Raw genomic sequence first — 11,040 nt, 5'->3', positions numbered from 1 at the left:
GAAGGGCATCGACGAGGGCGCCACGCTCGTGACCGGCGGCGTGGGCCGGCCCGAGGGCCTGAAGGAGGGCTACTACGTGAAGCCCACCGTGTTCGGCAACGTGAAGAACACGATGACCATCGCGCGCGAGGAGATCTTCGGGCCCGTGCTGTCGATCCTCCCGTATCACGACGAGGCCGAGGCGATCTCGATCGCCAACGACACCCCGTACGGGCTGTCGGGCTACGTGACCTCGGGCAACCTCGACCACGCGAAGAAGGTCGCGCGCCAGCTCCGCACCGGGAACGTGCACCTGAACGGTGCGCAGCTCTCGTTCGACGCGCCGTTCGGCGGCTACAAGCAGTCGGGCAACGGCCGCGAGTGGGGCGTGAACGGCTTCGAGGAGTTCCTCGAGACCAAGGCGGTGTTCGGCTACTCCGCGGAGTGAGTCGAATCCCGGTCAGGCCGTGAAATGCAAGCGGCCGGTCGCGCGAGCGGCCGGCCGCTTCTGTTCGAGCACGAGTCAGATACCATTGCGCCCTGCGCATGGCGTCCCGATTCGCGCTGCTCCAGGATCGCAACTTCGCACGCGTGTTCGCGGCGCGGCTGATCTCGGCCTTCGGCACGCCGATGGCGCCGGTCGCGCTGCCGTTCGCGGTGCTCGAAGACCTGCATGGGACCGCGCGCGACGTGGGGATCGTGATCGCCGCGGCGTCGGCGGCCCAGGTCGCGTTCCAGATCTTCGCGGGGGCGCTCGCCGACCGTGGCTCCCGCCGCGCGCAGATGGTGACCGGCGACCTCGCCGCCGCGGCGGCACAGGGCACGATCGCGCTGCTGCTCGCGTTGCACGTGGCGTCGGTGCCGGCGCTGGTCGCGCTCGAGCTCGTGATCGGCACCGCGCTCGCGCTCCACCAACCGGCGGCAGTCGGACTGGTTCCGCTGGTCGTGGACCGCGATCGGCTCCACGGGGCAAACGCGCTGCTGGCGCTCGCCAACAGCCTGGCCATCGGGCTCGGCGCCGCCGTGGCCGGTTTCGTCGCGGCGGTCTTCGGCGCGAAGGTCGCGCTCGCGCTCGACGCGGCCACCTTCCTGGCCAGCGCCATCCTCGTGTCGGGCGTGCGCGAGCGTGCCCAGGAGCGCAGCCGCGGCGAGTCACTCCTGGCCGAGCTGCGCTACGGCTGGCGCGAGTTCACGAGTCACCGCTGGCTGTGGACGATCGTCTTGCAGTTCACGGTCATGCTGTTGGGCTGGTTCGGCACCTATGCCGTCGTGGGACCCGTGATCGCCAAGCGCTCACTCGGCGGCGCGGCGGCGTGGGGCGCGATCGCCAGCGCCAACGGCTTCGGGCTGATCGCGGGCGGCTTCCTCGCGCTGCGCGTGCGCTTCCCGCGCCCCATGCTCGCCGCCACGCTGTGCTGCTTTCCGTTCGCGCTGCTCCCGCTGGCGCTCTGGGCGACGCTGCCGCTGGCGTGGATCGCCGGGGCGGCCTTCGCCGCTGGCCTGGCCGGGGAGATCTTCGGCGTTCTGTGGTTCACCGCCCTCCAGACCCACGTGGAGCCGGCGGCGCTGTCGCGTGTCTCGGCCTACGACGCGGTGGGCTCGATCGCGCTGGTGCCGCTGGGAGAGGTGCTCGCCGGCTTTGCGCTCGACGCGTTCGGCCCCGCGCCCACCCTGCTCGGCGCCTGCGCGTTGATCGTGGTGCCTACGGCCGCCGTGCTGTTCGTGCGCGAGGTGCGAGAGCTGCGGGCCGAGAGCCACGCGTGACTCGGGTCGCGGAGGGGTATGATCGTAAAATGGCGACGACCGGGCACGTCGAGCACGAGGGCATCGGCTGGGGTGGCTTCCTGGCGCGGTTCGCCTTCGCGCTCGCGCTCGTGTACGCCACCTACAACCCGTGGCAAGTGTCTTACGTGCACTGGGTGCTCGGCATCTGGCAGCCGGCGCACGAGTCGAGCTGGTTCTCCTCGCCTGCGCTGAAGTTCGTGGTCGGCATCGCGCTCACGATCGCCTGGGTGGTGTACGGCACGGCCGCGCGGCGCTCGCTGGGCGGCGTGGGCATCTTCCTGGTGGTGGCGCTGTGCGCGGGCATGATCTGGCTCCTGGTCGAGCAGCACGTGTTCAGCGCCACGAGCATTCCGGCGCTGACTCACGTGGCGCTGGTCGTGATCGCGGTGGTCATGGCCGTGGGCATGAGCTGGTCGCACATCCGGCGGCGACTCACGGGCCAGGTCGATACGGACGAGGTCGAAGGGCGTTAGTGGCCTCCGGGGGGGCGCCCCTCGAGAAGGGGCTGAAGGCCGGGGCGCTCGGCTTCGTGTCGAGCCTGGTGATCGGCGTCGCTTCGACCGCGCCGGGCTACAGCGTGGCGGCGTCGCTCGGGGTGGTGGCGGCCTCGGTCGCGTTCCAGTCACCGGGCGTGCTGTGGCTGGCGTTCCTGCCCATGCTCGGCATCGCGCTCTCCTACTACGCGATGAATCGTGTGGACCCGGACTGCGGCACCACCTTCACCTGGGTGACTCGCAGTATGGGGCCGTGGGTGGGCTGGATCGCGGGCTGGTCCCTGCTCGTGGCCGACTTCCTGATCATGGCCAGCCTGGGCCAGATCGCGGGCCGCTACTCGTTCCGGCTGTTCGGCGTCGCCGAGCTGGCCACCAGCCCGTACGCGGTCACCGCGGTGAGCGTGGCCTGGGTCGTGGCCATGACCTGGATCTGCTACGTGGGCATTGAGGTCTCGGCGAAGACCCAGTGGTTCCTGCTCGGGGCCGAAGTCGCGGTGCTCGGAGTCTTCGCCGCGGTGGCGCTCGGGCGCGTGTACCTGGGTCACTACACTGACTCGGTCGCGCCCAGCGCGGCCTGGCTGAACCCGTTCACGCTCGACGCGCCGCGGCTCGAGGCAGGCGTGCTGACGGCCATATTCATCTACTGGGGCTGGGACACGGCCGTCGCGGTGAACGAAGAGACCGACCGCGCCGAGCACACGCCGGGTCACGCGGCGATCGTGTCGACCCTGCTCCTGCTCGGCATCTACGTGCTGGTCGCGGTGGCTGCGCAGGCGGTGCACGGGCCGGCCTTCCTGGCCGCGCATCGCGACGACGTGCTCTCGGCGCTGGGCAGCCAGGTGCTGCCGTTCGGCTTCGACAAGCTGCTCGACCTGGCGGTGCTGACCTCGGCCTCGGCGGCGACCCAGACCACGATCCTGCCGGCCACGCGCTCCATGCTGGCCATGTCGGCGCACGGCGCCGCGCCGCGCGCGTTCGGCGCGATCTCTCCGCGCTATCTCACCCCCGGTGTCTCGACCTTGTGGATGGGCGCGATCTCGATCGTGTGCTGTCTGGCGCTCGCGCTCGTGTCCGACGACGTGATCTCGGACTCGGTGACCGCCACGGGGCTGGCGATCTCGTTCTATCTCGGGCTCACGGGCCTGGCCTGCGTGGTCTACTTCCGCAAAGCGCTGTGGAACGACCTGCGCACGTTCGCGCTGGCCGGCTTCGGGCCCTTCGCCGGCTTTCTCGGGCTCGGCTACGTGTTCGTCCGCTCGTGCATCGCGCAGGCGAACGGCCTGCCGCTCGCGATGGCGCTGGGCTCCATGCTCCTGGGCCTGGTCCTCATGATCGCCATGTGGCGCATCGACCCAACGTTCTTCCGGCGCAGGTCCGAAGCTGCACACCCCGAGACACGCCTCTGAAGAGCGGGCCGCGTTCCGGCTAAGATCTCCCTCGTGACCATCACCAACGGCGACGAGCTCCTCGAACCCCAGCGCTACGCGAGCCACGGCTACCCGCACGACACCTGGACGCGCCTGCGCCGCGAATCCCCCGTCCACTGGTGCGAGCCGACGGAGCTCGTGCCCTTCTGGGCGATCACGCGTCACGCACACATCTGTGAAGTCTCGAAGCAGCCCGATGTGTTCCAGAGCGGCAACGGGATCGTACCCGCCACCAAGGAGGTCGCCGAGCGCCTGGCGCGCGGGGAGCGCGGGCCGTTCGACATGATGCAGACCATCATCACCATGGACCCGCCCAAGCACCGCAAGTACCGCAAGGTGGCGAGCCCGTGGTTCACCGCGCAGGCGCTGGCGCGCGTCGACGACGTGGTGAAGGCGAGCGCGCGGCGGCTGGTCGACCGGCTGTACGAGTCACAGAAGGGCGGCGAGGGCACGTGTGACTTCGTGACCGACGTCGCCATCGCGCACCCGCTGCGCATCTTGTGCTCGATCCTGGGCATTCCCGAGGCCGACGAGCCCAAGGTGCTGCGACTCACCCAGCAGCTCTTCGCGGCCGACGACCCGGAGTACAAGCGCAGCGAGGAGAACCCCGAAGAGGCGTTCCGCGCGCTGGGCATGGAGTTCCTGCAGTACTTCGGGAAGATCATCTACGACAAGCGCGCGAACCCCGGCAACGACCTGGCCAGCGTGCTGGCCAACGCCGAGGTCGACGGCGCGCGCATGGGCGACATCGAGACACTCGGCTACTACCTGATCACCTTCACCGCGGGTCACGACACCACGCGCAACGCCATCGCCGGCGGCATGCTCGCGCTGGTGCAGAACCCGGCGGAGCGCGCGAAGCTGCGCGCCGAGCCCGAAGCGCGAGTCAGCGACGCGGTCGAGGAGATCGTGCGCTGGACGACGCCCGTGAACTACATGATGCGCACCGCGGCGCGCGACTACGAGCTGGCCGGAACCAAGCTGCGCGCGGGCGACCGGCTGCTCTTGTTCTACGCGTCCGCCAACCGCGACGAGGATGTGTTCGACGCGCCCTTCCGCTTCCGCATCGACCGCCATCCCAACCCGCACCTCGGCTTCGGGATCGGCGAGCACTTCTGTCTGGGCTCGCACCTGGCGCGCCGCTCGCAGCGCGCGCTGTTCGCCGAGCTCGTCGGACGCTTGGAAGACGTAGCGCTCCTGGACGAGCCCGAGCGGCTCGCGGCGAGCTTCGTGGCCGGCGTGAAACACCTGAAGCTCCGGTACCGGCTCGCCGCCCACCACTAGAGAGACCGGCTCCTGCGCTCACCCCGGCGGGCGGCAGATCTTGCCGACCCGCTTCAGCTCGCCGCGAAGCTCACGAATGGCGGCCAGCTCGGCGCGGTCCGGGTGCTCGTAGTAGGGCAGGTAGAGCTCGCCGCACATCCGGTCGAAGCACTGATGAGTCACTGCCGGGCTCCGTTCCCCGATGTCTCCATCGGCGGTCCTCTCGAAGCACGGCCTCTTGCCCTCGTCCACGTCGAGCATGCAGGCGAACTCCGCGAGCTCGCGCCGGGCGTCGGGCGCCCGCTCGAGACACTTGATCTCGGCGATCCGGATCACCACCTCGTAGTTGGGCACTTCGGGCAGATCGACCGCCAATGCGCGCGTGAACTCCGCAGACGCGGTCTTCAGGTCGCCCCGGTCGAGCGCCGCCTCACCGGCCTTCACGGCGTCGACGTACGGCTTGGGCAGATCGGGAACGCCGGGCGCGGGTGGCCCCAGCAGCGGCTTGCGCACCACGGGAGCCGCCGCCAGACATGCCAGTGCCGTCGCGATCAGCCAGCGGGAGCGAGCCATCCGGACATGCTCGTACATCTGGGGCGCTGCGGCACGGGCGCTTCGGCCCGGCAAACGACGGTCAGGCTGCGTCTCCGTGGGGCCGATAGAGCGCGTGCGGAGGTGCTGGCCGATGAAGGGCAGGGAGCTGTTCAGGATTCCCGGGACGATCACGGTCGAGCACTATCCGGAGCACCGGGCCGTGCTGGCCGGCTGGGAGTCACTCAGCACTTCCGAGTTCCGCAACGCGATCGCGCGCGGCCTGGCCGAGTGCGGCCGCCTGCGCGCCAAGTCCTGGCTCGTGGACCTCACGCGCAACCCGGGCGTTCCGTCCCAAGCCGACCTCACCTGGCTCACCACCGAGGCCGGGCCACTCACTCTGGACAGCGGCATCCGCGCGGTGATCAACATCCACGGCGGCAGCGCGCTGGCCACGCTCGGCGCGAGCCGCTGGTCGAAGAGCGCCAGCGAGGGCGGCCTGGTCACCTGTGACTGCCGCAACCTCGCCGACGCGCTCGAGCTCGCCAAGGACGTCGCCGAGGGCAAGCTCCGCACCGACAACTGCTGAGCGGAGTCACATGCCCGGCGTCGGGTGGCGGGCCGCTGTCACCGGCTCGACCTGTTCGAACGCCAGCACCTTCACGTCGGTCGTGAAGCTGCCGCCCTTCTGGGGCGTAGCGGGCGGGGCCGAAGCCACCGTGAAGGGCTCGCGGCCGCCCGGCGGAATCGTGCCGCCGATCGTGATCTCATGCGCGACGCCCGGGTTGCGCTTGCCGGGCTTGAACTCGTTGGGCCAGCGGTACTGGTGCTGCACGAGGAGCTCGACGTCGCGGATCGGCTCCTTGCCCGAGTTGACGATCGTGCCCGAGGTCTGGCCGTCGCGCGTCGTCACGTCCTCGATCTGGATCACCTGCTTCGCGTGAGCTGAGTCGAGCAGGCGAGCCGGGTTCGAGCTCGCCGTCGCGGCGAGCGGCAGCGCGAGCAGAGCACCGGACAGCGAGAGCAAAGGAAGTGTCTTCATGGCGTTTCCTCCGAGTGGATGGCCCACGTACCCTTGGACGCCGGAGGCTTTGCCGGAAAGCGAAGACCCTGCTTGAATGTCCTCATCCAGAGGAGTCGAAGCCATGAACAAGGTCGAAGGCCTGCACCACATCGCCATCTGCACCGCCGACATGAAGAAGCAGATCGAGTACTTCACCGACGTGCTCGGCATGGAGCTCGTGGCGCTCTACTGGATGCACGGCGTCGAGAATACGTGGCACGGCTTCCTGCGTCTGAACGACGAGAGCGCCGTCGCGTTCGTCTCGAACCCCGACGTGGCGAAGGTGCCCGTGAAGCTGGGCCAGACCCATGCGGGCAACCCGGGCGCGCCGGTCGCGCGCGGTGTCATGCAGCATCTCGCGCTGCGCGTGAAGGACGAGCGCGAGCTGCTCGCCATGCGCGACCGGATCCGCTCGAAGGGCATCCCCGTGCTCGGACCGCTCGATCACGGCATGTGCGTCTCCATCTACTTCGCGGGACCGGAGAACCTGTCACTCGAGCTGTCGTATTCGACCGAGCCGATCGACGCGGGCGCGTGGATCGACCCGGAAGTCGTCGCGCTGGCCGGGATCAGCGCCGAGGAGCTCGCGCGCTTCAAGCGCCCGGCGAGTTACCAGGACCGCGCCGGCGCCGTTCCGCAGCCGGCGCTCGACGGCCCCGGCCCGCACATGGCGAACTATCCGCCGGGCGCGTACCAGATGCTGCTCGGCATGCCCGACGAGAAGTCGCGCCACATGGTGACCAACGAGCCGCCGGTGAAGGTCGGCTAGAGCGCCTCGCGCTTGGCCCAGGCCAGGCCCCGGCGCAGCAGCTCGTGGAACACCGGCAGCTCCCACGAGCCGCGCTCGACCACGGGGTAGTAGTCGACCATCGGCCGCATGTCGTAGTGACCCCGGCAGTGACCGAGGGTGAGATAGAGCACCGCGCCCGCGCCGACCTCGTGCAGGTAGAGCACCGGCCGTGACTCCTCCGGCCACTCGCAGGGCTCGAAGCCGGGGGTCCTTCCGCCGAAGCGCGTCTCGAGCAGGGTCTGCACGGGGCTGTGGAGCTCGGAGACGTAGAGCTCGTCCGACGTCTCGAACGGCGCGATGCCCTTCACCAGCGGGTGCGTCGGGTCGGTGATGCTGACCTGGTACGGCGCGATCGGGGGATGCGCGAGAAACTGCGAGCCGAGCACCTGCATGAAGCGCGGCGCCAGGCGCGGGCAGGCGACCTTGCGGCCTTCGATCTCGAGGATCGAGTTGGTGCCGTGGAGCGCGAACCAGCGGCCCCCGCGCTCGACGAAGCGCGCCAGCTCGTCGGCCTGCGCGGTCGTCGGGCGCAAGTCACAGGTGTACGTGAGCAGGAAGTCGGCGCCCGACCACGCGTCGGCGCGGCTCCAGTCGGACTCGACGCGCGTGCGCACGCGCGCGTCGGCGCCCAGGTGCTTCAAGAGCTCGAGGCGCGCGTAGTCGAAGTCGTGGAAGCGCCCCCCGCAGACGAGCACGGCAGCGAGCGCCCGAGTCATCGCGGGCTCAGCGCGTAGGGCGGCTGGAGCAAGAGGATCAGCCGCTCCGCGCCCAGCCCGGCCAGGCGCTTGCGTCCGGCCTCGGTGCCCGGATAGCCGCCGAATGCGGTGACAGAGAACGGTGTCGAGCGGCCGGAGCGGGCGTGCGCGCGGCGCGCCGTGTCGACCAGCTCGGGCAGGTGCGGGTGGCCCGCGGGCGCGTTGAAGCCGTCGCCCAGGCGGCCGGCCAGCTCGGCCATGCGGGGTCCGAAGCCGCCGACCACGATCGGCGGGGGCGGCTTCGGGCGCAGATAGCCGGGCGGATCGCCGGCCCAGAGCGCACGCATGCGGGTGATCGCCTGCTCCAGCTCGCGGCGTCTCTCCGGGTCGGAGCCGACCGGCCGGCCGATCGCGCTCTGCTCGTCGGCGTAGGGCGTGGCGCGGCTTCCGCCCGCGCCCAGCCCGAGCAAGAGCCGGCCGCGAGACACTTCCTGGAGCGTGGCCGCCATGTTCGCGAGCACGCCCGCGTGGCGGTTGGCCACGTTCAGCACCAGCGGCCCGAGCATGACCTGCGAAGTCACTTCCGCGAGCGCGCTGAGCGCGGTCCAGCACTCCGGCACCGGCTCGGGTCCGGCGTCTCCACCGCCGCGCAGATGGTCCCAGAGCCACACGCCGTCGTAGCCGGCATCCTCCGCGCGGCGCGCGCCGTCACGCACCTGACCCCACGTGGCGCCGAAGGGGATCAGGAGCACGTCCGTCTTCAAGTCGGGGCGGAGCTCGCGATCGGCGGGTCCGCGAGCTTCAGGATCTGCTTGCCCAGGTTCTTGCCCTGGAACAGGCGCAGGAAGGTCTTGGGCGCGTTCTCGAGCCCGTGCTGCACGTCTTCGGCGTGCGCGAGCTTGCCTTCGGCCACCCACTTCGCGAGCTGAGTCACGCCCTCGCCGAAGCGCGCGGCGTAGTCGATCACGATGAAGCCCTCCATGCGCGAGCGCGTGACCACCAGGTTCATCAGATTGCGCGGGCCGGGCGGCGGCGTGGCCTCGTTGTAACCCGAGATGCCGCCGCACTGTACGATGCGCGCGCGCTGCGCCAGGTTGGCGAGCGCGGCGTCGAGGATGTCGCCGCCCACGTTGTCGAAGTAGATGTCGATGCCCTTCGGGCACAGCGCCCGCAGGCGCTGGGTCACGTCCTCGCGCTTGTAGTCCACCGCGGCGTCGAAGTGCGCCTTTTCCGTGAGCCAGCGGCACTTGTCGGCGCCGCCCGCGATGCCGATCACGCGGCAGCCCTCTAGCTTGGCGATCTGACCCGCGACCGAGCCCGTGGCGCCCGCCGCGCCCGAGACCACCACCGTCTCGCCCGCCTTGGGCTTGCCCAGGTCGAGCAGGCCGAAGTACGCGGTGAGTCCCGTGATTCCGCACACGCCGAGCGGCCAGGTGAGCGGCATGCCCTTGGGCAGCACCGTTGCCGACATGATCCCGCCGCGCGCCGCGATCGCGTAGTCCTGCCAGCCGAACATGCCCTGCACGAAGTCACCCACCTGGAGCTCGGGGGCGCGTGACTCGACCACCTGGCCCACGCCGCCCGCGCGCATCACCTCGCCGAGCCCGACCGGCGGGATGTAGCTCGGGCGGTCCTCCATCCAGCCGCGCATCGCGGGGTCGAAGCTCACGTACAGCACGCGCACCAGCGCCTCGCCCTCCTTGGGCGCGGGCACCGGTGACTCGCCCCAGGCGAAATCGCTCTCCTTCACCATGCCGGAAGGGCGAGCGCGCAGGGTCCAGTGTCGGTTGGTCTTGGCAGCCATGAGTCATTTCTCCTTGCGAAGCGCGGCGGCGAGCCCGGCGTCGTCGAGCTCGAGCACGCGGTCCAGAAAACGGTGGAAGCGCTGGCCGCCGGCCTCGTTGCGGCCGAACAGCACCTCGCGGCGCAGGCCCGTGGCGAGCGCCCGCTGCTGGCGCAGACACGTGGCGTAGTCCTCTTCGCGCACCACGTGGCCCAAGAGCTCGAACATCTTCTCGGCCGCCGCGCGTCCGGACTCGTCGGGCTCGCGCTCGAGCACGTACGACTGCACGGTGACCGATTCGAGCGGGGTCGCGCCGGGGAAGAGCTGTGACACGAGCACGGCGCGCGCGCCCACGTCGAAGGTCGCGATCGACACGTGCGGGAAGATCGTCCATACGCCCTGGAGCAGCTCGCGCGAGTCCCACTCCGACTCGGGCGCGTCCTCGAAACGCAGCAGCCCCGGGTTGGGGAAGCTCACGCGCTGGTGCGGCCCGTAGGCGTCGTAGAGCGCGCGGTGCGGCAGGCCGGCGCCGAAGGTCGCCTTGTGCAGGATGGGCAAGTGGTAGAAGTCGAGATAGCCGTCGTAGGCGAGCTTCCAGTTCGGGCCCGGAACGCTGCGGCGCGCGAACACCTGCCAGCGCTCGAAGCCGAACTCCGCCAGCACGCGGTCGTAGCCGCACAGGAAGGTGTCGAGGTCGAGGGACTCACCAGGCGAGAGCGAGACCCAGACGAGCCCCGCGCGCTCGGCCGCGGGCAGGCGCACGAGGCCGTGAGTCGCCGGGTCGACCTCGCCGAAGTCGTCGCGCGCGAACACCCCGCACAGCGCGCCCCGGTCGTCGTAGCTCCACGCGTGATAGGGACACACGAAGCGGCGCGCGTTGCCTGCCGGCTCGGTCACGACCTGGGCGCCGCGGTGCGCGCAGCTGTTCAGGAAGGCGCGCACCGCGCCGTCGCTGCCGCGCGCGATCAACACGGGCACGCCCGCGACCTCGAGCGCGCGGAAGTCACCCGGGCTCCGCAGCTCCGAGGAGAGCGCGAGCAAGAGCGGCAGGCGCCTCCATACCCGCTCGAGCTCGCGCTCGAAGCGCGCCGGGTCGAGATAGTGCGCGGCGGGCACCCGCAGCATGCCGGGTTCGCGGTCGGTCGTGTCGGCCTTCACGTGCGCGATGTTGCGCCGCGCCATGCGCAGCAGCTCGGCCCTGCCCATGCGACGCATCATACCTATTTGAGC

At 70.4% G+C, this 11,040-nt stretch carries 13 protein-coding genes; 7 read left to right on the top strand and 6 right to left on the bottom strand.

Annotated features, from left to right (window positions below; genetic code table 11):
- From VMR86_22585 to VMR86_22565, 5 genes are all read left to right on the top strand, one after another.
- Positions 1-427, top strand: a 427-nt coding sequence (locus VMR86_22585; protein ID HTO09856.1) for an aldehyde dehydrogenase family protein, incomplete at its 5' end; no start/stop codon positions are given.
- A 98-nt stretch (positions 428-525) separates the two neighbouring features.
- Positions 526-1,743: an MFS transporter gene (locus tag VMR86_22580; protein ID HTO09855.1), complete on the top strand. Its 1,218-nt coding sequence runs from the start codon at positions 526-528 to the stop codon at positions 1,741-1,743.
- Positions 1,744-1,772: 29 nt separating this feature from the next.
- Positions 1,773-2,237 carry a DUF6524 family protein gene (locus tag VMR86_22575; GenBank protein HTO09854.1) on the top strand — a complete coding sequence of 155 codons (465 nt, stop codon included), beginning with the start codon at positions 1,773-1,775 and terminating at the stop codon, positions 2,235-2,237.
- Complete coding sequence (locus tag VMR86_22570; GenBank protein HTO09853.1) at positions 2,237-3,664, top strand: APC family permease; 1,428 nt, start codon at positions 2,237-2,239, stop codon at positions 3,662-3,664. Before VMR86_22575 ends, VMR86_22570 begins: the two co-directional genes overlap by 1 nt.
- Before the next feature lie 33 nt (positions 3,665-3,697).
- Complete coding sequence (locus VMR86_22565) at positions 3,698-4,969, top strand: cytochrome P450 (GenBank protein HTO09852.1); 1,272 nt, start codon at positions 3,698-3,700, stop codon at positions 4,967-4,969.
- Between the two features lie 18 nt (positions 4,970-4,987).
- On the opposite strand, the gene VMR86_22560 is transcribed toward VMR86_22565, so the two are convergent.
- Positions 4,988-5,521, bottom strand: coding sequence for a hypothetical protein (locus tag VMR86_22560; protein HTO09851.1), 534 nt, complete (start codon positions 5,519-5,521; stop codon positions 4,988-4,990).
- A gap of 112 nt (positions 5,522-5,633) precedes the next feature.
- Between VMR86_22560 and VMR86_22555 the strand changes: the two genes are divergently transcribed.
- Complete coding sequence (locus tag VMR86_22555; protein ID HTO09850.1) at positions 5,634-6,068, top strand: hypothetical protein; 435 nt, start codon at positions 5,634-5,636, stop codon at positions 6,066-6,068.
- Between the two features lie 6 nt (positions 6,069-6,074).
- On the opposite strand, the gene VMR86_22550 is transcribed toward VMR86_22555, so the two are convergent.
- Entirely contained in the window at positions 6,075-6,521 is a 447-nt protein-coding gene (locus tag VMR86_22550; GenBank protein HTO09849.1) for a hypothetical protein, read from the bottom strand.
- Between the two features lie 103 nt (positions 6,522-6,624).
- Here VMR86_22550 and VMR86_22545 point away from each other — a divergent pair, with 103 nt between their 5' ends.
- Entirely contained in the window at positions 6,625-7,311 is a 687-nt protein-coding gene (locus VMR86_22545) for a VOC family protein (GenBank protein ID HTO09848.1), read from the top strand.
- Here the strand turns inward: VMR86_22545 and VMR86_22540 are convergent.
- From VMR86_22540 to VMR86_22525, 4 genes are read right to left on the bottom strand one after another with little or no spacing between them, the layout of a single operon-like run.
- Positions 7,308-8,048: a ThuA domain-containing protein gene (locus VMR86_22540; protein ID HTO09847.1), complete on the bottom strand. Its 741-nt coding sequence runs from the start codon at positions 8,046-8,048 to the stop codon at positions 7,308-7,310. The genes VMR86_22545 and VMR86_22540 overlap by 4 nt on opposite strands.
- On the bottom strand, positions 8,045-8,791 hold the full coding sequence (locus VMR86_22535) for an LLM class flavin-dependent oxidoreductase (GenBank protein ID HTO09846.1): 747 nt from the start codon (positions 8,789-8,791) through the stop codon (positions 8,045-8,047). The genes VMR86_22540 and VMR86_22535 overlap by 4 nt, the downstream gene beginning before the upstream one ends.
- Positions 8,788-9,831, bottom strand: a complete 1,044-nt coding sequence (locus tag VMR86_22530) for an NADP-dependent oxidoreductase (protein ID HTO09845.1) — start codon at positions 9,829-9,831, stop codon at positions 8,788-8,790. Before VMR86_22530 ends, VMR86_22535 begins: the two co-directional genes overlap by 4 nt.
- Before the next feature lie 3 nt (positions 9,832-9,834).
- Positions 9,835-11,016 carry an aromatic ring-hydroxylating dioxygenase subunit alpha gene (locus tag VMR86_22525; protein ID HTO09844.1) on the bottom strand — a complete coding sequence of 394 codons (1,182 nt, stop codon included), beginning with the start codon at positions 11,014-11,016 and terminating at the stop codon, positions 9,835-9,837.
- Positions 11,017-11,040 lie beyond the last annotated feature (24 nt).

The organism is Myxococcota bacterium (assembly GCA_035498015.1).
Classification (GTDB): domain Bacteria; phylum Myxococcota_A; class UBA9160; order SZUA-336; family SZUA-336; genus VGRW01.
Note: the sequence above shows the minus strand (reverse complement) of the source record. Positions and strands in the feature narration are given on the sequence as shown.

What these genes read in the sequence shown, in the direction of transcription:
- VMR86_22580 (HTO09855.1), top strand. Translation starts at nt 526, where the DNA reads ATGGCGTCCCGATTCGCGCTGCTCCAGGATCGCAACTTCGCACGCGTG.
- VMR86_22575 (HTO09854.1), top strand. Translation starts at nt 1,773, where the DNA reads ATGGCGACGACCGGGCACGTCGAGCACGAGGGCATCGGCTGGGGTGGC.
- VMR86_22560 (HTO09851.1), bottom strand. Translation starts at nt 5,521, where the DNA reads ATGGCTCGCTCCCGCTGGCTGATCGCGACGGCACTGGCATGTCTGGCG.
- VMR86_22555 (HTO09850.1), top strand. Translation starts at nt 5,634, where the DNA reads ATGAAGGGCAGGGAGCTGTTCAGGATTCCCGGGACGATCACGGTCGAG.
- VMR86_22550 (HTO09849.1), bottom strand. Translation starts at nt 6,521, where the DNA reads ATGAAGACACTTCCTTTGCTCTCGCTGTCCGGTGCTCTGCTCGCGCTG.
- VMR86_22545 (HTO09848.1), top strand. Translation starts at nt 6,625, where the DNA reads ATGAACAAGGTCGAAGGCCTGCACCACATCGCCATCTGCACCGCCGAC.
- VMR86_22540 (HTO09847.1), bottom strand. Translation starts at nt 8,048, where the DNA reads ATGACTCGGGCGCTCGCTGCCGTGCTCGTCTGCGGGGGGCGCTTCCAC.
- VMR86_22530 (HTO09845.1), bottom strand. Translation starts at nt 9,831, where the DNA reads ATGGCTGCCAAGACCAACCGACACTGGACCCTGCGCGCTCGCCCTTCC.
- VMR86_22525 (HTO09844.1), bottom strand. Translation starts at nt 11,016, where the DNA reads ATGGGCAGGGCCGAGCTGCTGCGCATGGCGCGGCGCAACATCGCGCAC.